General features: G+C 69.5%; 17 protein-coding genes. 10 read left to right on the top strand and 7 right to left on the bottom strand.

All coding sequences use genetic code 11. The features are described from left to right. Nucleotides 1-43 precede the first annotated feature (43 nt). The 5 genes from Q9G87_RS19345 to Q9G87_RS19325 all read left to right on the top strand — a co-directional run bounded on the left by Q9G87_RS19345 (nucleotide 44) and on the right by Q9G87_RS19325 (nucleotide 4,918). Nucleotides 44-1,522 (top strand): ATP-binding protein, encoded by a 1,479-nt coding sequence (locus tag Q9G87_RS19345; RefSeq protein WP_371825800.1) that lies wholly within the window; start codon nucleotides 44-46, stop codon nucleotides 1,520-1,522. Nucleotides 1,523-1,857: 335 nt separating this feature from the next. Next, on the top strand, nucleotides 1,858-2,481 hold the full coding sequence (locus Q9G87_RS19340) for a hypothetical protein (RefSeq protein ID WP_305917784.1): 624 nt from the start codon (nucleotides 1,858-1,860) through the stop codon (nucleotides 2,479-2,481). Nucleotides 2,482-2,501: 20 nt separating this feature from the next. Beyond that, nucleotides 2,502-2,777 (top strand): hypothetical protein, encoded by a 276-nt coding sequence (locus tag Q9G87_RS19335; RefSeq protein WP_305917783.1) that lies wholly within the window; start codon nucleotides 2,502-2,504, stop codon nucleotides 2,775-2,777. Between the two features lie 47 nt (nucleotides 2,778-2,824). Further along, nucleotides 2,825-3,040 (top strand): hypothetical protein, encoded by a 216-nt coding sequence (locus tag Q9G87_RS19330; protein WP_305917782.1) that lies wholly within the window; start codon nucleotides 2,825-2,827, stop codon nucleotides 3,038-3,040. A 9-nt stretch (nucleotides 3,041-3,049) separates the two neighbouring features. Further along, complete coding sequence (locus tag Q9G87_RS19325; protein WP_305917781.1) at nucleotides 3,050-4,918, top strand: S8 family serine peptidase; 1,869 nt, start codon at nucleotides 3,050-3,052, stop codon at nucleotides 4,916-4,918. A gap of 25 nt (nucleotides 4,919-4,943) precedes the next feature. Here Q9G87_RS19325 and Q9G87_RS19320 read toward each other — a convergent pair whose 3' ends face one another. Together Q9G87_RS19320 and Q9G87_RS19315 are read right to left on the bottom strand one after the other, a co-directional pair. After that, complete coding sequence (locus Q9G87_RS19320) at nucleotides 4,944-6,053, bottom strand: carboxylate-amine ligase (protein WP_305917780.1); 1,110 nt, start codon at nucleotides 6,051-6,053, stop codon at nucleotides 4,944-4,946. A gap of 220 nt (nucleotides 6,054-6,273) precedes the next feature. Next, a complete protein-coding gene (locus tag Q9G87_RS19315) occupies nucleotides 6,274-10,638 on the bottom strand; it encodes a carboxypeptidase regulatory-like domain-containing protein (protein WP_305917779.1) in 4,365 nt (1,454 codons plus the stop codon). Between the two features lie 509 nt (nucleotides 10,639-11,147). On the opposite strand from Q9G87_RS19315, the gene Q9G87_RS19310 reads away from it, so the two are divergent. Further along, on the top strand, nucleotides 11,148-11,687 hold the full coding sequence (locus tag Q9G87_RS19310) for a winged helix-turn-helix domain-containing protein (protein ID WP_305917778.1): 540 nt from the start codon (nucleotides 11,148-11,150) through the stop codon (nucleotides 11,685-11,687). Here the strand turns inward: Q9G87_RS19310 and Q9G87_RS19305 are convergent. Genes Q9G87_RS19305 through Q9G87_RS19290 form a run of 4 tightly spaced genes read right to left on the bottom strand, consistent with a single transcriptional unit; the run spans nucleotide 11,640 to nucleotide 14,946 of the window. After that, entirely contained in the window at nucleotides 11,640-12,488 is an 849-nt protein-coding gene (locus Q9G87_RS19305) for a class I SAM-dependent methyltransferase (RefSeq protein ID WP_305917777.1), read from the bottom strand. The genes Q9G87_RS19310 and Q9G87_RS19305 overlap by 48 nt on opposite strands. Further along, nucleotides 12,485-13,264, bottom strand: coding sequence for a phosphonate ABC transporter, permease protein PhnE (gene phnE, locus Q9G87_RS19300; protein ID WP_305917776.1), 780 nt, complete (start codon nucleotides 13,262-13,264; stop codon nucleotides 12,485-12,487). Before phnE ends, Q9G87_RS19305 begins: the two co-directional genes overlap by 4 nt. Next, on the bottom strand, nucleotides 13,261-13,977 hold the full coding sequence (locus tag Q9G87_RS19295) for an ATP-binding cassette domain-containing protein (RefSeq protein ID WP_305917775.1): 717 nt from the start codon (nucleotides 13,975-13,977) through the stop codon (nucleotides 13,261-13,263). The genes phnE and Q9G87_RS19295 overlap by 4 nt, the downstream gene beginning before the upstream one ends. Before the next feature lie 48 nt (nucleotides 13,978-14,025). After that, on the bottom strand, nucleotides 14,026-14,946 hold the full coding sequence (locus Q9G87_RS19290) for a phosphate/phosphite/phosphonate ABC transporter substrate-binding protein (protein ID WP_305917774.1): 921 nt from the start codon (nucleotides 14,944-14,946) through the stop codon (nucleotides 14,026-14,028). A gap of 101 nt (nucleotides 14,947-15,047) precedes the next feature. Here Q9G87_RS19290 and Q9G87_RS19285 point away from each other — a divergent pair, with 101 nt between their 5' ends. The 4 genes from Q9G87_RS19285 to Q9G87_RS19270 all read left to right on the top strand — a co-directional run bounded on the left by Q9G87_RS19285 (nucleotide 15,048) and on the right by Q9G87_RS19270 (nucleotide 17,978). Continuing rightward, nucleotides 15,048-15,602, top strand: coding sequence for a carboxymuconolactone decarboxylase family protein (locus tag Q9G87_RS19285; protein ID WP_305917773.1), 555 nt, complete (start codon nucleotides 15,048-15,050; stop codon nucleotides 15,600-15,602). 15 nt (nucleotides 15,603-15,617) lie between these two features. Beyond that, nucleotides 15,618-16,445, top strand: coding sequence for a radical SAM protein (locus Q9G87_RS19280; RefSeq protein WP_305917772.1), 828 nt, complete (start codon nucleotides 15,618-15,620; stop codon nucleotides 16,443-16,445). Between the two features lie 90 nt (nucleotides 16,446-16,535). Further along, nucleotides 16,536-17,354, top strand: coding sequence for an Rv1678 family membrane protein (locus Q9G87_RS19275; protein ID WP_305917771.1), 819 nt, complete (start codon nucleotides 16,536-16,538; stop codon nucleotides 17,352-17,354). A 204-nt stretch (nucleotides 17,355-17,558) separates the two neighbouring features. Beyond that, nucleotides 17,559-17,978 carry a CBS domain-containing protein gene (locus Q9G87_RS19270; RefSeq protein ID WP_305917770.1) on the top strand — a complete coding sequence of 140 codons (420 nt, stop codon included), beginning with the start codon at nucleotides 17,559-17,561 and terminating at the stop codon, nucleotides 17,976-17,978. Nucleotides 17,979-17,992: 14 nt separating this feature from the next. Here the strand turns inward: Q9G87_RS19270 and Q9G87_RS19265 are convergent, their stop codons facing one another. Continuing rightward, complete coding sequence (locus Q9G87_RS19265; protein ID WP_305917769.1) at nucleotides 17,993-19,189, bottom strand: SRPBCC family protein; 1,197 nt, start codon at nucleotides 19,187-19,189, stop codon at nucleotides 17,993-17,995. Nucleotides 19,190-19,207: the final 18 nt, after the last annotated feature.

The raw sequence follows: 19,207 nt of genomic DNA, 5'->3' as shown, positions 1-19,207 counted from the left end.
GCTCGCTGAGGTCCTCGAGCAGGCAGACCGGTAGCTCAATCAGCTGGCGCATGACCAGCCAAGCCGGCCCGGGGCATGGCCGGGACACCCGAGAACCCGTCCAGCCGGCCGGGACAGTCCGATTCCCCGGATCCCTGAGGCGAAGGAGCTGGTCGACGAAGGGAAATACTTCGTCGTTCGCGGACCCAGGCAGAGCGGCAAGACCACCTCTCTCCAGGCGCTGGCCGCCGAGTTGGGCGCCGAGGGTGAGCACGCGGTGGTGTACGTCTCCTGCGAGAGCGCCTCCACCAAGGCTGCCGAGGACGCCCCTGCCGAAGTGCGTATCCTCTCCGAGATCGCGGCCACGGCCCGGCTGTCGGGCCTCCCGGACGGCTGCCTGCCGCCGGAGCCGTGGCCGGAGGCTCCGGGAGGCACCCGGCTGCTCAGAGGGCTCTCCACGTGGGCGGCCGAGTGCCCTCGCCCGATCGTGCTGCTTTTCGACGAGATCGACGCCCTCCAGGGGGACGAGCTGATCAGCGTTCTGCGGCAGCTCCGCCACGGGCACAACACCTGGTCACTGCCCTTCCCGCACAGCGTGGCTCTGTGCGGGATGCGGGACGTGCGGGACTACAAGGCGGCCTCCGGTGGCGATCCGTCCCGGCTGATCGGGCCATCGCCGTTCAACATCCTGGCCAAGTCCATGAGGCTGGCGGATTTCACTTTCGAGCAGGTGGCCGAGCTCTACGGTCAGCACACGGACGCCACCGGTCAGGAGTTCACGCCGCACGCGATTCAGCGGGCCTTTCATGCCTCTCAGGGGCAGCCGTGGCTGGTCAACGCCCTGGCCAGGGAGATCATCCGGGAGATGCGCGTCCCAGCCGCGCAGCCGATCACCGATGAGCACATGAACGTGGCGGTGGAGCGGCTCATCGTCACCCGGGCCACCCATCTGGACTCGCTGGCCGCCAAGCTGCGCGAGCAGCGCATCCAGCGTGTCGTCGAACCGCTGATCACCGGTGGTGTCCTGGCTTCTGACGTCTACGACGACCTGGCCTATGCCCGCGACCTGGGGCTGATCACCCAGTCCAACCCCATCCAGGTCGCCAATCCGATCTACCAGGAGGTCGTGCTGCGGGTGCTGGCCCAGCGGGCCGAGGCCGCCATCCGCATCGACCGGGCCGCGTTTCTCACTCCGGACGGACGGCTGGATATGCGCGTGGTGCTGGCCGGGTTCGTGGAGTTCTGGCGGCGCAACGGGGAGATCCTGGAAAGCGGCGAGACCTACCACGAGGCGGCCTGCCATTTGATCTTTATGGCCTGGCTGCACCGGGTGGTCAACGGTGGCGGGGTGATCGACCGGGAGTTACGCGCTCGGCAGGGGCCGGATGGACATCTCGACGGCTACCTCGACCGCCTCGATCTGAAACAAGGCACGCTCGTCGTGTTCGACCGACGCCCCACCGCGCCGCCCCTCCTCCAACGCGCCGCCCTCGAGCAGGTCACCAGCCCAGCCGGGCATGCCGTCACTCTCGTCCGCGCCTGACTTCCGCGTCCCGGATCATTCGGCAGTCCCGCATGGAGGACGCCGCGCTGCGGCGGGTCCGGCGCGGTGGTCGGGTCCGTTGGCGGTAATTGCGAGCAGCAGAGCAAGAATCACCTTTACGTCGGGTCGGGCATTGCTGAATATAGGTGATTCTTTGGCTCGTTTGAGTGTTTGCGAGAGACCTGATTCGCCATTCGCACTGTCCACGGCCGGTATTGGGCTTGGCGCGACTATTACGGCAGAGCCCATTTATTGATCGTCAGGCACGGTAAGTAACCGAAAGTCTGCAACAACTGTGCAGGCGGGCGGAGGCGCCCCTTCCAAAGGAGAGACCCATGACTTTCGCAACGCAACCATTCCAGACCCAACAGTACGGCCAGCAAATTCCGCCGCACCTCCAACTGCAGCAGTACGGCCAGCAGATCCCGCCGCACCTTCAGCAGCAGCAGTACGGCCAGCAGATCCCGCCGCACCTTCAGCAGCAGTACGGCCAGCAGGGCATGACACCCATGGGTGTTCCCGGTGGTATGCAGGGTGCACAACTGCAGCCCTTCCAGGTGGCGGGCGAGCAGATCTTCCCGCAGGAGCACCAGACGAGCCCTGTGACTTTCTGGGACAAAATTGCCCGCTGCGGTCTGCGGTACGGGCCGGGCGTTGTCCGGCAGATCCTCACGACCGTCGAGCAACAGCAAATGCAGCAGCCCATTGGCCAGCAGATGCCGCAGCTTCAGCAGTTTGGTCAGCAGTTGCCGCAGCAGCCGTTCGGTCAGCAGATGCCGCAGCAGTATGGTCAGCAACTGCCTCAGCAGCAGTATGGTCAGCAACTGCCTCAGCAGTTCGGCCAGCAGTTGCCAGTCGGTCTGCAGGGGCAGATGATCCCGCAGCAGATGCAGCCCATCGGCGTGCCGGGCCAGATGGTCTCCCAGCAGCAGCCGGCCTTCGCGGGCATCGGCCAGTAAGCGGGGATCGGATGGAGCCGATGGTGGGACAGGAGCGCTGGTCGAGCATGCCCTTCGGGGGCGTCGCCCTGGCGCCGCAAAACCCGCAGCAGCAGTGCGCGATGGCGCTGATACAGCTGCACGGCTGGCTGCAGGCGACGCTGCCGCAGGCGCCTCAGCTCGCCGAGGCCATCCCGCCGATGGTGCAGGCCGTGCGCCTGTACCGAAACCTGCAGTTCGAGGCGTGCATGGCGCAGGTGCAGCACGTGGTCAACCTCGTCGGCGGGGCAGGTCAGCCGGGCCGGCCATCGCAGTGATCAAGCCATCGGAGGAGCCCGGATCGGCCAGTGGTCGGTCCGGGCGCATGCCGTACATGATCGGCGGCGAGCCGGCGGTGCTCGCCGACCTGGCGCGGGCGCTCGGCGGGGATGCCGAGGTGACGGTACGGCGTATCGTCGGGCCGCCGGAACGACCCACCCTGATCGCGGTGGACATGCCTGCGGCGCGGGCCGAGGCCCTGCAAAAACAGCACGGATCCCGCCTCACGATCGAGCCTGATTTGCCTGTTGAGCTCTTTTAAGCACAGAAAGTGGCGACAGACGTCATGACCAACAGCACTGGTTCCCATAACAACAACAACGAGTCGCGGCCGCGGTCGTCGGGGCGGGGCAAGCCGGCGCAGCAGCAGGAAGTGCAGTCACGCACGCGGCAGTACATGGCGGCGGTCCTGCCGCGGCCGTACTTGGAGACGATGGGGGTGAACGCGCACCCGCTGGATGCCGCCGACCTGCGTGACATGCTGGAGCGCGACACGCAGGTCGAGGTGCTGCGGCATCTGGAGATGCGCCAGAGGGCCGGGGTCGGGCTGATGGGCGTGCCGGGCGTCTCCTTCCCCAGCGTGACGGTGGTGCGGATGAGCCGCGAGAAAGCCGAGTCGCTGAGCAGGCAGTTGCCCCAGGTGCATGTCGAGCGTGACCGGTTGCTCACCTACACGCAGGTGTCGGCCATGCCGCGCAGGGAGACACGTCACCAGGTCGTCGAGCCCTTGGGTATCGAATCCACCTTCACCTTCTTGGTCACCGATCCCGGCGGCAAGCCGGTGCCCGACGTCACCATCATGGTCAACGGCTATCTCTGGCCCGCGCAGACCGTGACGGGGGCCGACGGGCGAGGCACGGTCACGATGACCGGCGAGACGCCGGAGTCGATCGCCAGTGTGCTGGTCAAACCCCGCAGCGGGTATTGGAGCCGTATCGTCGACCGGCCGGACCTCAGGCCGGACCGCGACAACCTGATCGTGCTCAAGAGGCTTTCCGACACCTTGCCCGGCTTCCCTGACCGGCAGCTGTTCGGCTGGGGGCAGCAGGCCATGCAGCTGCACCGGCTGCCTCCCACCTTCCGGGGGGCGGGTGTCAAGATCGCAGTGGTCGACTCGGGCGCCGCCGTGGCGCACCCGGACCTGGCCGGCGAGGTCGTCGAGGGATGTGACCTGTCCGCTCGCAAGGCAGGCGGCTGGAAGACCGACAAGGTGCACCATGGCTCGCATTGCGCCGGAGTCATCACCGGCGCCGACAATGGCCAGGGCATCGTGGGGTTCGCTGTGGAGGCGGAGGTCCACGCCTGCAAGATCTTCCCGGGCGGGCGGCTGAGCGACCTCATCGAGGCGCTCGACTATTGCCTCGCCCAGGAGATCGACGTCGTCAACCTCAGCCTCGGCACCAAGGAGTCCTCCCCGCTGGTGGCGGCCAAGATCGAAGAGCTGCGGAGCGCGGGTGTCGCCTGTGTGGCCGCGGCCGGCAACGACGGCGGGCCGGTCAGCTTCCCCGGCAACCTGCCGATCGTGCTCACCGTCGCGGCCATCGGCAAGGCCGACACGTTCCCGGGCGACAGCACCCACGCCGACCAGATGCGCCAGCCGCCCACCGGCGAGGGCTATTTCTCGGCCGAGTTCACCTGCTTCGGTCCGGAGATCGACGTCTGCGCTCCCGGTGTGGCGGTCGTGTCGGCGATACCGCCGGACGGTTATGCGGCGTGGGACGGCACCTCCATGGCCGCCCCCCATGTCACCGGCCTGGCCGCGCTCGTTCTGGCCCACCACGTCGACTTCACCAACGGGTTCAGGCACCGCGACGCCAGACGCGTGGACCGCCTCTTCCAGATCATCAAGTCCAGTTGCACGCCACTGAACTTCGGTGATCCGCTCCGCACGGGCATGGGGCTGCCCGACGCCGTCCGCGCCCTGGCGCCGTCGCTGCCCGGCGTCATTCCGCAACCGTCCGAGATCCAGGCGATGATGGACCAGCTCACCAGCGAGATGATCTTGGCTGGGCTCCTGCCGCAGCAGACGACCGGGCTTACGGCGTATCAGCCCATGGCTGGCGTCTATGGCGCGCAGCCGAGCCAGGAGATGTACGGAGCCGGTCCCGTCACCTCTCCTCACCCGTACGGCTGGCGGTAGCCAGCACGTCTTCACAGATCCGGATTCAGCGCAGGGTCGCGTCGGCGAGGAACTGGGCGAAGCGTTGCGGCGTGTCGGCACTGGCCCACATCGCGCGCTGCCTGTCGGCACCCGTACCGCGCAGGGCGAGCCGGTGGAGCAGCCGGGCGATCGCATGGGGATCAGGCAGGCGGTTGAGTACGCCATCCAGCAGGAGGCGGTGCGGCACCATGGATCCGGTGTACGGATCCACGGTATGCGCGAGCAGGCCGTGCCGGGCGGCGGCGCGCAGTTCGTCGGCGATCCGCCGGTTGCTGATGGCCTTGATCGGTACCTGGCGTCTCTCGTCGCTGATCGCCAGCGCGACCAACGCCTGTGCCAGTCCGGCCACCAGGATGGTGTCCTCGACCGTGAGGCAGGCGTCCATGATGCGCAACTCCACGGTCGGGTAGCGCGGTGACAGGCGGGCGTGGAAGTAGACGCCTCGCTCGTCCAGCGCATCCCCCCGGAGGATCAGCCGGCGTACGGCGGCGTCGTAGTCTGCTGCGGATCGCCAGACACGGGGAGGCACCGCCGACGGCCATCGGGTCCACCGCAGGTAACGGCTGCTGGCCCAGCCGGTGTCGCGACCGTCGGCGACGGGCGAGTTCGCGCTGAGGGCCAGCAGCGTGGCCAGGTACGGCCGGAGCCTCGACAGGACCCGCACGCCCAGGTCCCGTGACGGGATGCCGACGTGCACATGGCAGCCACAGGTGCCGGGGCCCGCGGCCAGGGCGCCATAGCGGGCGACCAAGCGCAGATAACGGGGGTCGGCCGTGACCGGGCACAGGGCGGAGCCGCGCTGCGGTGCCATACCGGTGGCGACGAGATGGCAGTCCAGCGCCGTCGCCGCGCCGGCGGCAAGCCGTCGCGACCACGCGAGCTCCTCCGCCACCTGCCCCAGATCCGTGCACACACCGGTGACGGTCTCCAGCTGGTAGCGCAGGAACTCGTACTTGACCCGCGGCTCGCCACCGAGCAATGACAGGATCCCGGGCGCCCGGTCGACCGGGCACCCGTCGGAGCGGTCCAGCAGGAGGAACTCCTCCTCGACGCCCAACGTCAGCGTTGGTCTTCCGGAACGCTCCGCAGTGGTGGACGTGCCGCCCGCTCTCATCGCAGCCTCCCGACGTACCGGCCACTTCGCGGCAGATGATCACTCACCTCGATGGCGCAGACTCCGGCTCGGCCTCCGCCGCGTTATGGGCTGACACCGGTCACTACCCTCACTTCGAAGGTCTTGTCCAAGAACACCACGGGAACCACTCAGCTGATCGAGATCCGGGCCCGCGCCGACCAGGCGGCGCGGGCCCGTTAAGTGATCAAGGGCTGATGGTTCAGGCCCCGGTCAGACAGGCATCGGGGCGGAGGGCGAAGTCGGTGGTCACCGTCTTTCCCATCTTGATCCTGACCTCCTTGGTCTGGGGTATCCAGCCATCCCTGGCCACGATCACCTCGACCGGGTTGGCGCTGAACGGACCCCAGATCGCGTACGTGCCGTCGGTGCCGGCCTTCAGGGTGTACGTCCAGCCGTGCTTGCCGTTGACCTGGACGGTCGCGCCCCGCAGGGCGGTGGCGCCGGTGCCCTGGCAGTCGACCCCGGTGACGCTCCCGGCCAGCTTGCCCCAGGTAGAGGGCGGCTTCACGGTCATCGTCGCGCCGATCGGCGCAACCGGGTACGGCGTGTCGGACCTGACACCCAACTGGGCGGTGTAGGTGCCGGGCTGCTCCACTTCCGCGGCCGTGGTCGCGTCCAGGGTGACCGTCACGGTGACGCTCTGCCCGGGGCTCAGCGTCGCGGTGGCCGGTGTCATGGACAGCCAGGGCACGTCGGTGACCGTGGCGCACTGGTCGAAGCCGGGCAACATCTCTCCCTGCGGCGTGGGAGTGAACCCGCCGGTGGACCCGCCGATCTTCACGAATCCACAGGCCGCCCCGGACCGGTATCGGGCGTGGTTGGCGTTGGGCAGTGCCGTCCAGGAGTTGGCCGCCGGGTCGTACGCCCAGCCCTGGTTGGTCACCGTCGTGTTGTTGTTGATGACGCCGGTGGACAGCAGCAGCAGCCCGTTCGCGGTGTCCGCTCCCGCGGCCCAGAGGTCGACGGGGAGATCGGCCATCGGGGTCCACGCGTTGCTGCCGGGGTCGTAGGCGTAGGTGCTCTTCAGCGTCGTCGTCCCGCTGCCGCCGGCGCAGTACACCGTGCCGTTGATCCCGCCGCAGCCCTGCCAGGCCACCGGGACCGGGTACGGCGCGACGGTGGTGAACGTGTCGGCGGCCGGGTCGTACCTGACCACCATGTCGGATCGTGCGCAGGCGCCGTTCGTGCAGCCGCCGATCAGGTAGATCTCCCCGTCGACCACGGCCAGGCCGGGTGCGGCACGCGGCGCGGGGTTGACGGCCGCCTTGGCCGCCCAGGCGTTGGTGGCCGGGTCGTAGACGTAGACCTTGGCCGAGGTGGCGCCGGCCGGATCCCAGCCGCCGAAGACGTACATCTTCCCGTCGACGAAGGCCGCGGCCGGTTTCTCCAGGGCAACAGGCAGGTCGGCGATCCTGGTCCAGGTGGCCGTCGCCGGGTCGTACGCGTAGCCGTTGGCGAGGTTGGCGCCGCCGGAGACGCCGCCGACCGAATAAACCTTGCCGTCGTACGCCGCCGCCGCGTTGTCCATCACCGCCACCGGATAGTTAGGGGTGTCGATCCACGGGGGTGCGTACGGTGACGGCTCGAACGGGACGCCGGGCTTGCTGTCTCCTCGCCAGCCGGCCGAGACCCCGCCGCCCTTGACCATGTTGAGCTGCAACGGCGCCCCGCGCGGGCCGAGCATCTCGAACGCGCCCTGCCGCTCGGTGAGCTCCACCGTCGCCGGTGCGTTGCCGGTGTTGCGTATCGTCGTCTTGACCGTCTTGACCTGGCCCATGGTCTGGGTGCCGTTCACCGATGGCTCGGTGACGGTCAGCCGGCCCGCCTTGAGGGTGAATTCCGCTCGGGTCGCCTGGTCGGCCGCCACGTCCACCGAGGAGGAGACGGGTGTGTAGTTCCCCCGCGATCCGGTGAACTGGTGGCTCCCGGTCACCGAGGAGTACAGCCAGTAGAAGCCGTCGCCCAGGTTGTCGTCGTCGGGCGTCGGCGCCGTGGTGGCCTTCTCGGCCGGTTTGCCGTCACTGGTCACGGTCGCGGCGTTGAGGCCGTCGCCGGTGTTGCCGTCGAGCACCCGGCCGACCACGAGTCCTCCGGGGATCGGATCGCAGGTCCGGTTGAGCAGCGAGACGTTGTCCAGCTCCCACCACCACGCGTACGAGCCCCGGTAGTGGAACCGGATCCGGACGTCGGGCTTCCCGCCGGCGTTCGGGATCGGCACTTCCTCCACGACCGGGCCGCGCCGGCTCGCGGTGGTCCAGGTCGACGCCGTGCTCCAGGTCGTGCCGCCGTCGACGCTCACCTCGACGTTGGCGAACCCGTTGAGTGCCCGGTAGTCGCTGTTGAACCGCAGCACGGGCGCCGGTACGCCGGTCAGGTCCAGGGACGGCGTCATCAGATCGGTGTCGATGGTCGTGCCCGATCCGGCCGCGTCACTGTCGGCGATGGCGTACTTGCCGGTGCCGCCCGTGAGGTTGCCCCGGTTCTTCGGGTCGGTGAACGCCCAGCCGCCGCTTTCCGTGCGGTTCACCACGCTCCAGCCGTCCGGTGCCGACTCGGCCTCGAACGCCTCCGTGATCACCGGAGTGCCGTACGTGAACCGGTATCCGGCCGCGGAGCAGGTGTTCTCCACGGGCACGGCGACGTCCTTGGCCTGGTCGCCGTCACCGACCACCAACGGCTCGGTGACCTCCTGGTACGACGGGTACATCGCCTTGACCGTCAGGCCGTACGTGCCGCTCGGCAGCTCCACGCTGTACGCCCCGGTGGCGGGGTCGGTGAACACCGGCGCACCGGGCTTGCCCGCCACGTCGATCCGCGCGTAGAGAGGCCAGCCATGTCCCGAGCCGTCCTTCACCACGCCGGAGACCCGGCGCTTGGGCACGGCGGCGAGCGTGAAGTCGGCGGTCACCGTGCCGCCGTCGGTCACCGTCACCGTCTTGGTCTCCGTCGCGTACCCGAAGGCGGAGACGGCCACGTCGTGCTCGCCGACGGGCAGGCTCAGCCGGTAGGCGCCGTCCTCGCCGGTGACGGTGCCGCTGCCGCCCACCCGTACGGATGCGCCGGCGATCGGCTCGCCCGCCTCCGTGGTGACCTTGCCGAACACCTGGCCACTCGGGCCGGCCACGCAGTTCGGGAACTTCATCGCCCCGACCCGGGTGTGCCAGTCGGCGGAACTGGTCGCCGCCAGGTATTCGGAGGTGAACCAGAACGTGCAACCATCGGTCGGGTCCACGGACATGGAGCTGTAGTCGCCCCAGCGGGCCGCCGAGTGGGTCTGCGCCCCCGTGCCGGCGATCAGGGTCCGCTCGCTCTGCCCGAGCATGCCGAGCGGGTCGCCGGAGAGCCGGCCGGCCACCCGGATCGAGGGGAATGACGTGCTTCCCGAGGCGGAGTATCCGAACGCGATGTTGCCGGCGACGTCGATCGCGCCGCTGGCCATCCAGCGATGCTCGGCGTCGGGGGCGTAGGTGCCCTGCTGGTGGATGGTCCAGTCCGCGGGGCCGGTGCTTCGCAGCTCATACCAGCGCACACCGGCGTGGTCGGTGCCGTCGGCGTCCACAGTGTGGTTGAGCGCGATCGAGGCGTGGTCGCCGAAGTTGCGGTACGCGGCCCGGTACATCAGCCGATCGGGGATCGAGTCCAGCCTGGCTGTGGTGCCCTGCTGGGGTATGCAGGAGCGGGCGTAGTCGCACATGTTGGAGTCGAACGGCTCGGTCTCCAGGAACCGGCTGGGCGCCAGGTTGTTGCCGAACGTGGAGTTCGCCGGGTTTCCCCAGTCCACCTTGAAGTCCCACATCAGCAGCCGGTCGGTGGGAGAGATGCCCCAGGCGTCGTCGTCGAACATCACGAACGGGTTCGGCGCGCCGGCCGGCGGGGCCTGGCCCTCCACGTCGGAGGGCAGCAGGCCGCCGAAGTCCGGGCCGAGGTGGAAATACACCATACGGGCCGGTTGCCCGGTGAGCATCTTCTCCCGCTCGAACGCCACCGCTCCGGCGCCGGCGAACGACGGCGAGAACTCGTTGGTGGTCATGTAGTACGCGTCCGGCCAGATCCCGTACTTCGGGTAATCGTTCATCCGGCTCTGGTGGTAGAAGAAGTCGTAGCGGTAGTAGGCCCCGGTCGGATCGGGGGTCTGCGAGATCGCCATGCACTGGTGGTAGCCGGCGGACCCGCCGGGCAGCGCGAACTGGGTGACCATCCACCTGTCGGCGGCCTCGTCGTACAGCACCACCGGGTCACCGTCGTTGGTGGTTTCGCACGGCCCGCCGAATCCGCTGAACAGTGCGTTGGCGGGCAGGGGGCCGAGCAGGAGTCCGCCGCTCTTGTTGTAGACCGCGTACGAGAGATTAACCATCTGCACGTAGTGGCCGGGACCCACGTCACCGTTGGTGTCCGGGGGTAATACGCCGTTGACGTTGCCGACACCTTCGAAGTCGACGGTGAACTCTGGGATCTGGGTAGCGGTCAGTTCCTGTTGCACCACGTTACTGCCCGCTTTGGCCGGCGCCTTCTCCACTTCGCGCGGCAGCGGCCGGCTCGACTGCTCCGCGATACCGGCGTTCACGGCACGATTGCGGCTCGGGGGAAGATCCCGTAATTTCCCAGAAATATCGTGTTTGATGGCTTCACGTACTTCGGGCTTGGGAGCGGCCGCTGTCGTGGCCGTCTGACCAGCAGGTTGTGCGGCGGCCGGCAGGCCGCTCAGGAGCGTGAGCAGGGTGGCGGCAGCGGCCACCCACGATCCCGCTCGTAATAATCCAGGGCGCTTCTTGCTCAAGAGGGAAAACCTCCTCTGGCGGCCTATAAGGGTGTCGGCCGCCGAAAGATACGGAACGGGACACCTTTCTTTGCGGTGGGGTTACAGCCCGCCGCAAAGTCCGGGGCGATGGGGCTGCGTGGTTGTCGCAGTCCGCGCTCATCGTCAACTGCAGAGGTTCTTTCCTCAAGATCAGAATAGGTGTAATAGTGGGGCAGAATCGGCCCGGAAGGGCTCAGGTTTCGTCTTGACTACAAAAGATGAAGAAGGAAAGTTTCTTATTGACTCTCCCCGGCCGCGATTGCTTTCCTTGGCGCATGAGCGTTAACCCGGCGGATGACTTCGGCGAACAGCCGGTCATCTTGTGCGTGACCGCCAGTCGCGCCAAGCGAGCACGAGTGGCTCGATTGATGAGCGGCTCCGGCACCGTGCTGATGTTTCCCGACCTGGAGTCGATCCGTAGCGTGCTGTTCAGTGCGCAGGACGTCACCTCCGCCCCGGTGACCGGGACGGAGGCGGTGGTGCTGGGCAGCCTGGTCATCGATCCCGACCGGCAGCAGGTGAGCTGGGCCGGCACCGCCCTTCCCCTGACCCGCATCGAACGTGACATGCTCGCGGTCCTGGCCGCCCCGCCCCTGCGCGTGTGGACGTACCAGCAGTTGTACGAAAGCGTGTGGGGCGCCGACTATCTGGATGACGCGTCCGCGGTCCGCTCGGCGGTCAAGCGGCTGCGCGCCAAACTCCGCGACGCCGGCGTGACCGTCGTCGTCGAATCGATGCGCGGGGTGGGATTCTCCCTGGCCGGCGACCTATGCCTCACCCGGCCACCAGAGGGTGACCAGTTCGCGGCCGGATGAGCCGAGGTCGGACAGGCATTCCTCGGTGAGACCGGCGTTCGTCAGCGCTGCGGCGACGTCGTCGCGGCGCTCCGGTGGCAGGCAGAGGCGGCGGCGGGTGACGTCCACGAGGGTCGCGAAGCTGCCGTATTCGGCCATCGCCGGGCGGGTCCAGTGCTCGGCCTTCACCTGCAGGCCGAGCGCTTGGAGGATCTCGATCACCTGCTCGGCCGTCGGGCCTTCGGGCCGGTCCAGGCCGTGGAACTGCTTCCAGTACGGGTTCAGATCGGCCAGCGGGTGCCGTACGGTGATCTCCGCGACCACCCGGCGGCGAGCGTGCCCGGTCAGCGCCGCGATGAACGGCGCCAGATCCGCCACGTTGTAGATCACATGGTGGCAGAGCACCACGTCGGCCTCCGGCACTGTGGCGGTGGCCTCGGGCCAGGTGCCGCAGACGACCACGGGGGTCAGGCCCAGCGGCGCGGCGCGGCGCACCAGGTCGTCGAGGAGCGGCTGGTGCGAGTCCACCGCGGTGAGAGCGGTGGTACGGGAGGCCAGGGGCAGACTGGCCGCGCCGGCCCCGGCGCCGACGTCGAGCACCGAGCCGCTGGGCCCGAGGGCCTCCATCGCCCGCTCGTACGACGGTCCGCAGGGCGCGGCCAGATAGTGGTCGGCGCGGCGGGCGAAGACCTCGTCCGGCAGGACCCAGGGCGACTCGGTGACGCCGGACAGGATCGACTCGGGAATGCGCCATGCCGCCAGGTCCTCGGCCCAGGCACGGAGCAATGCGGTTGCGCGCACGATCCCTTCCCCCTTTCTCATGTGACCGCTCCTAGCCTGCGCCTGAGCGTGCGGGAGGCCAAATCGACCAGCAGGATCACCGCGAGAACGGCGATGACCAGGGTCGACAGCTCGTCGTAGCGGAAGAGCTTGAGCGAGACCGCCAGCTCCTGACCGATTCCCCCGGCGCCGACGAAGCCGAGCACGGTCGAGGTGCGCAGGTTGCACTCCCCCTGGTAGAGCAGCAGCGAGGCCAGGCCGGGCGCGGCCTGCGGCACCACGGCGAGCGTGGTGGTGGCCATCCGGCCGGAGCCGGTGAGGCGCAGCGCCTCGACGGGCGCGGGGTCCACCGCCTCGAGTTGCTCCGCGCAGAGCTTGGCCAGCAGCCCCGCCCCGTGCACGGCGAGAGCCAGCGATCCCGCGGCCGCTCCGGGCCCGAGCATCGCCACGAACAGCAGCGCCCACAGCAGGTCGGGGACTCCGCGCAACGCCGCCGCGGTCGTCCTGGCCGCCGCTCGCAGGGCCGGCGCTGCCTCGACGTTGCCCGCGATCAGCACGGCGAGCGGCAATCCCAGCAGGGCGGCGAAGAACAGGCCGGTCAGCGAGATCTGCACGGTCTCCACGAGCGCGCCGGCCACATCCGCCAGGAACGCGCCGGACAGGTCGGGGGACAGGAAGCCCTCGAGGAGCAGGAGGGCTCCTCCAGCCCCGTCGGCGAGCGCGCCGATGCTCAGCCCGGTGCCGTGCACGGCCCAGCCGAGCACGAGGGCGAGCATCAGGGCATGTCCCCAGCGCGGCCACCCCGGACGCCGGCTCATCGGGGACGTCCCCCATCGCCATAGACTCCCGCAGCCGTCGTCTCGTCGAGGGATGGCCCGTCGTGAACGAGCCTGCCGTCGCGCATGGCCAGAATGCGCGGAAAGCGCCGGGCCACGGCCAGGTCGTGGGTGGCGACCACGACCGTCATCGATCCGGCCGGCGAGCAGAGGGCGTCGACCACGGCCGCCGCGGTGACCGGATCCAGCCCGCTGGTCGGCTCGTCGGCCAGTAAGAGCCGCGGACGGGGGAGCAGGGCGCGGATGACGGCCACCCGCTGGCGCTGCCCGCCGGACAGCTCCCGGACGCGCGCGGGCAGCGAGTCCGTGATCCCATGCCGGTCGGCGAGGGCCGCGAGCCGTTCCTCCTGCGCCGCCGGCACCCGGCCGCCGAGCACCCTCACCCAGTCGCGCAGGGTCCAGGACGGGCTGGTGCCCATGGTGGCGTTCAGCCGCGCCGACAGCCCGGGCACCAGATCTCCGCCCTGCCGGACGAACCCGCTGGCTCGCCGGATCGCCCGCCGCTCGGCGGCGCTGCCGTACGGGTCCGACCCGCCCACCCGGACCGTGCCCGTGATGGGAACCGCGCCGAGCAGTGCCCGCAGGAGCGTGGACTTGCCCGCGCCCGAGGGCCCGAGCAGCGCCACCTGCTCACCTTCCGCGATCCGCAAGGTGACCCGGTCGACCGCGCGCAGCCGCCGGTCGGGGAAATCCACGCTCAGCTGTCGCGTCTGGACGTCGATGTCCGCCTCCGTTCCGTAGGCTCACTGCTTGACGGTGAGCAGCCCGAGGTCGGCCGCGGCGCGGCGGACCTCGTCATAGTCGGCGGCGGTGACCGTCACATAGCGTTTGGCCCGCATCAGGTCGAGCAGCGCCGGATCCTCGATCGAGGTGAAGGCCTCGGTCAGGACGGCACGCGCGCGCTCTCCGAGCGCCGCGCGCATCACCCACGGATAGCCCTGGACCCGGCGCTCGGCGATCACGCGCAGCTGCCCCGCCGGGATCTTGCCCTCTTTCTCCAGACGCCGCAAGATGCGCAGCTCGATCCCGCCCGCGTCGGCCTGCCCGCTCAGCACCGCCTGCGCGGTGGCGTCGTGCCCGCCCGTGAACGTGACCTTCCGCAGTGGCGGGCACTCGTCCACGCGCCGCGGCGAGCACGTCGCACCCGCCTCGGTCAGCATGATCCGCGGGTAGAGGCTGCCCGACGTGGAGCTGACGTCGCCGAAGGCGAACGACCGGCCGGCCACGACGATGTCCTTGCGCAGATCCTGGTACGGCGCATCGGCGCGGACCACGACCGCGGAGACGTACTGCGGCGTCTCGGTGGCGTGGTCGACCTCGGTGACCAGGGGAGTGAGCTGGACCTGCTGCTCGGCTTGGACGTAGCTGAGCCCGCCGAGGTAGGCCAGGTCGATCCGGCCCGCGGCGAGCGCCGCGACGACCCCGGCGTAGTCGGAGGCCACGAACAGGTTCACCGGCACGCCGAGCCGGCGTTCCAGGAACGTCGCGAACGGCTCGTACTTCGCGCGCTGTTGTTCGGGGGAGATGTTGGGGATCAACCCGACACGCAGCGTGTCAGGGATCGCCTGCTCGTTCGCGGACCCGTTCACGGAGGTCTCGCCCGCACCTCCACACCCCGTGATGAACGAGGTGGCCAGGAGCAGCGCGAGCAATAAGTGGCGCATAACGGTACCTAACCACGGACGTATGGGGAGGTGCTTACGAAGCTGTGACGTCGTCCGGAGCGTCGCTGACGGTGGAGATCATTCGGCATACCGTGAGCTGCATGAGTGCCGTGCGATTGCTGACGGCCGATCAGGCGCCGCTGCTGGCCCGCCCCTTCTACGGGAACGGCGATCCGGGGCCTATCGTGACCGCCCTGGCTCATGTGCCCGAGCTGCTGGAGGTGGCGCTGCCGTTCATCGGAGCCGCCCTCGGCCCGTCCGCCCTGTCGTGGCGGACCAAGGAGCTGGTGATCGTGCGGGTCTCGGCGCTTGCCGGTTGCCGCTACTGCGTGCAGACCCACACCGCGGTCGCGCTGGATGCGGGCCTGTCCCGCGAGGAGATCCTCGCGCTGCGCTTGTCCGGCGACTATCGGGAGGTGTTCGCCGACGCCGCCGAGCGCGCGGTGATCGCCTGGTCGGACGCCGTCGCGGGAGGGCATGGCCCGGTGCCCGACCAGGCGCGGGCCCGGCTCCGCGAGCATGTCGCCGATCACGAGATGGTGGAGCTGACCGTGGTCGCGGGGACCACCCTGATGCTCAACCGCGTGGCCACGGCGCTCGACCTGCCCACCGCGCCCGACACGCTGTCCAGGCTGAGGCTGGAGGACCTGCTGTGAAGGTGAGGGGATCCGATGAGCACAGTCGCTGAGGCGGTGGCAGAAGGACGGCTTCCCGGCCGGGTCTGGATGTATGCCGACTACCACTGCAACCTCGCCTGCACCTACTGCCTGACCGAATCCGCGCCGCAGGTCGCGCGCCGCGAGCTCGGCCACCAGCGGATGGTCGAAATCGCCGCGGAGGCGGCGCAGCTGGGTTTCACCGACCTCGGCGTCACCGGCGGCGAGCCGTTCCTGGTGATGGGGTTGCCCAAGACTCTGGCGGACATGGCCGAGCACCTGCCCGTGCTGGTGCTCACCAACGGCACGCTCTTCACGCCCAAGCGGCTCGATCGGCTCGAGCCGATCCTGGGGCGGCCGGTGGCGATGCAGATCTCGCTGGACCGCCCCGACCCCGACGCCAACGACGAGATGCGCGGCCCGGAGAACTTCGGCAAGGTCGTCGAGGCGATCCCACGACTGGTGGAGCGCGGCGTCAAGGTGCGCATCGCCACCACCGTCGAGTCGATCGAGGACGCCGAACTCGACCGCCTCTGCTCCCTCCACCGCGACCTCGGCGTGCCCGACGAGGACCACATCATCCGGCCGATCGTCCGGCGAGGCCGCGCCGCCGACCACGATCTCGGCGTGATGGCCCGGCAGCAGGACCTGCCCGCCGAGCTCACCATCACCACGGACGGGGCGTTCTGGAGCCCGTTCGGCCCCACCGTGTCCGCCGGCGTGGTCGACACCGATCTGCTCATCACGCGCACCACCCGTCCGCTCGGGGTGCCCGCCCGTGCTCTGCTCCGCCTCGTCGAGAACCGGCCGGCCGGCGAGGACGTGGCGCTGAACATCCGTTGAGCGTGAGCCGTACAGTGTCCGGTCGGGCACTATCTGACAACCCCGCCCCGAGGTTGGGTAGGGGGCAGCCTCTCTTCGAGGAGTATGCCGATGTCCGACGTCGCCACCCTCTCGCGCGGTGCTCCCGCCACCCTGGCGGTGGTGCGCGTGGCCACTGCGCTGTTGTGGATACAGAACGCGGGCTGGAAGACGCCCGGCGACGGGTTCGGCCAGACGTCGCCGCCACGCGGCCTGTTCCTGTTCACGGGGTACGCCGTGCAGTATCCGGTGCTCCCGCCGTACTCGTGGCTGGTCGAGCACCTGGTGCTGCCCAACTTCACGATCTTCGGCTGGCTGGTGCTGCTGGTCGAAGCGGGGCTGGGGGCCTTCCTGCTGGTGGGGCTCGCCACGAAGTGGTGGGCGCTGATCGGCATCGGGCAGACCTTGGCGATCACGCTGTCGGTGCTGAACACGCCGAACGAGTGGCACTGGGCGTACTTCTTGATGATCATGGTGCATCTCGCGCTCTTGGCGACGGCGGCGGGACGCTACTACGGGGCGGACGGACTGCGGGACCCGGAGCGCCGCGTCGGCTGGGCGCCGGATCGGTACGCGCTCGCGCTCGGCATCGCCTCGGTGGTCAGCGCCGTGTTCGTGGTCACCGGCGGCGACTGGCGCTTCGTCGAGATGACCCCGGTGACCGCGTCCGTCGGGGTGGTGCTCGGCCTGGTGGCCTGCCTGGCCGCGCGCCTGGGCCGCCCGCCGCTGGTGCTCGCCGCAGGCGCGCTGTTCCTGGTGGCGGCCGTGGTGGTGCTGGTCGAGCTCGGCTTGGAGCTTTCGCTGACCGGCGCCACCGCTTCCGTCTTCAGCCTGTGGCTCGGCCTCGGTGCGGGACTGGTGGCGGCGGGGCGTGCGGGAAATACCGCGTGACGGCTGGATCCCACGCGACCCTTGCCTTCCAGAGGGTTGAGATACCTGCTTGAGGCGGCAAAATCGCCGGCGGATGTGACTTTCGTGCCGGTGTGCGGGCACGTGTCGAGGCGAGGGGCCTGGTGCGGTCGCTCCGTCGGCGACCGGCCGAGGCCGCGGTGCCGGCCTCTCATCCGCGAGTGTTTCTGCTGCTGAGGACCTGATATGACACGTCGCGTTCGGGATGTGATGACGAAGGATGTCGTGATGGTGAGCGTCGATTCCACGCTGGTGGCCGCGGCGCGGGAGATGCGCGCGTACGACATCGGAGACGTCTTCGTCATGGAGGATGGACGGCTGGTCGGGGTGTTGACCGACCGGGACATCGTGGTACGGGCGGTTGCGCAAGGCCTGTCACCCGACCTCGTTTCGGCCGGTGACATCTGCAGCCGGACGCTGGTGACCGTCGCTGCCGACGATGGCGAGTGGTACGCCGTGGAGTTGATGCGCCTGCACGCGATCCGCCGGCTGCCGGTGCTCGACAACGACCGGCCGGTCGGGGTGTTGTCGCTGGGCGACCTGGCCCTGGATCTGGAACGCGACTCCGCCCTGGCCGCCATCAGCGCCGCACACCCCAATACCTGAGATCCGAGACGCGCCTACCTCGACGGCTGGCCGATCGCGTGCCGGCGCTGGCCCTCGATGTACGACTTGAGCCGCATCAGATCCTCCTTGAGCTTGGTAGCCGGGTCCGCGCCCAGCAGTCGCGCGACCGCATGGCCGGCCGCGCCCACCACCGGGTTGTAGGACAGCCGCACCTGCACCCGCGTCCTGCCGTCCTCTTCGGGCGTCAGCCGCACCGTCCCGGCGTGGGCGATGAGCTGGCCGTCGGCGGACTTCCACGCGATGTGCCGGCCCTCCTCGCGACTGGTCTCGATGGCGTCGAGCCTGATGAGCCGGCCGGCGGGGCCGGTGATCTCCCAGTGCGAGCGGAGGCCGTCGGCCGAGCGCCGGACCTCGCGGACATCGGGCATGACCGTGGCGAAGATGGAGTAGTCGCTGACCAGCGGCCAGATTTCCTCCGGGCTCGCCGCGATCGAGATGGCGCGGTTGACGTCGATGGCGCGCCGGCCGGCGTTGATGCCCGTGAGTCTGCGGAGCGGGAGGTTGGTGGCGGCGCGGGCGGCGAGCACGGCGCCTGCGCCGCGCAGGGGCCAGGCGATCGCCGGGCGGAATCGGCGGGCGAGGACCCACAGGGCGGCGGCGGCCGTACCGGTGACGAACCTGGCCGAGGGCGCCCAGTGCTGATGGAGCAACTCGGGAGCGGGCGGCCGGGCACGGCCCAGGCCCTGGAGCTGGGGCACGTTCGACGGGTCCCGGTGCACCTTCCACCTCGCATCGACGGCCTTCACCCCGGGGATGCGACGGATCGCGCGCTCCGCCGGTCGCTCCTCGCGGCTGAGCACGTCGCCCTCAAGCCGCGCGACGCGGTTCTCCACGCTCACATGAACGGCGTGTGGATGGGTCAGATAGCGGCCGAGCTCCGCTCGCACACGTTCATGCAGGATCCGGTCGTCCGCGGAACGGCCGGTCAGCCTGAAGCGGGCCTGCGCGGCGATCCCGCGTGAGCGGTTGCGCAGATCGCGGCCCACGCGGCCCAGACCGTGCGAGAGCGCGTGAACGGCGTGCGAGGCCTGATCGCGAACCTTGGCCCGGCGGCTGCGCCCACGGTCAGGGTCGAGCAGATACTCGATGGTGGCGCCGGCGGCGGCGCCGGTGCCGATCATGCCCACGGTCCTGGTCCACGGGCGCCCTGCCGCGGTGGCCACGCCCGAATCGAGATCATGAGTGGCCATGACGTCCCCCTTCCTCGC

It is taken from the genome of Nonomuraea turcica (genome assembly GCF_030718205.1).
Classification (GTDB): domain Bacteria; phylum Actinomycetota; class Actinomycetes; order Streptosporangiales; family Streptosporangiaceae; genus Nonomuraea.
Note: the sequence above shows the minus strand (reverse complement) of the source record. Positions and strands in the feature narration are given on the sequence as shown.

Bases quoted from the DNA above. Each gene is read 5' to 3' on its own strand.
- Q9G87_RS19340 (WP_305917784.1), top strand. From the start codon at position 1,858: ATGACTTTCGCAACGCAACCATTCCAGACCCAACAGTACGGCCAGCAA.
- Q9G87_RS19335 (WP_305917783.1), top strand. From the start codon at position 2,502: ATGGTGGGACAGGAGCGCTGGTCGAGCATGCCCTTCGGGGGCGTCGCC.
- Q9G87_RS19330 (WP_305917782.1), top strand. From the start codon at position 2,825: ATGCCGTACATGATCGGCGGCGAGCCGGCGGTGCTCGCCGACCTGGCG.
- Q9G87_RS19320 (WP_305917780.1), bottom strand. From the start codon at position 6,053: ATGAGAGCGGGCGGCACGTCCACCACTGCGGAGCGTTCCGGAAGACCA.
- Q9G87_RS19310 (WP_305917778.1), top strand. From the start codon at position 11,148: ATGAGCGTTAACCCGGCGGATGACTTCGGCGAACAGCCGGTCATCTTG.
- Q9G87_RS19305 (WP_305917777.1), bottom strand. From the start codon at position 12,488: ATGAGAAAGGGGGAAGGGATCGTGCGCGCAACCGCATTGCTCCGTGCC.
- phnE (WP_305917776.1), bottom strand. From the start codon at position 13,264: ATGAGCCGGCGTCCGGGGTGGCCGCGCTGGGGACATGCCCTGATGCTC.
- Q9G87_RS19290 (WP_305917774.1), bottom strand. From the start codon at position 14,946: ATGCGCCACTTATTGCTCGCGCTGCTCCTGGCCACCTCGTTCATCACG.
- Q9G87_RS19285 (WP_305917773.1), top strand. From the start codon at position 15,048: ATGAGTGCCGTGCGATTGCTGACGGCCGATCAGGCGCCGCTGCTGGCC.
- Q9G87_RS19280 (WP_305917772.1), top strand. From the start codon at position 15,618: ATGAGCACAGTCGCTGAGGCGGTGGCAGAAGGACGGCTTCCCGGCCGG.
- Q9G87_RS19275 (WP_305917771.1), top strand. From the start codon at position 16,536: ATGTCCGACGTCGCCACCCTCTCGCGCGGTGCTCCCGCCACCCTGGCG.
- Q9G87_RS19270 (WP_305917770.1), top strand. From the start codon at position 17,559: ATGACACGTCGCGTTCGGGATGTGATGACGAAGGATGTCGTGATGGTG.
- Q9G87_RS19265 (WP_305917769.1), bottom strand. From the start codon at position 19,189: ATGGCCACTCATGATCTCGATTCGGGCGTGGCCACCGCGGCAGGGCGC.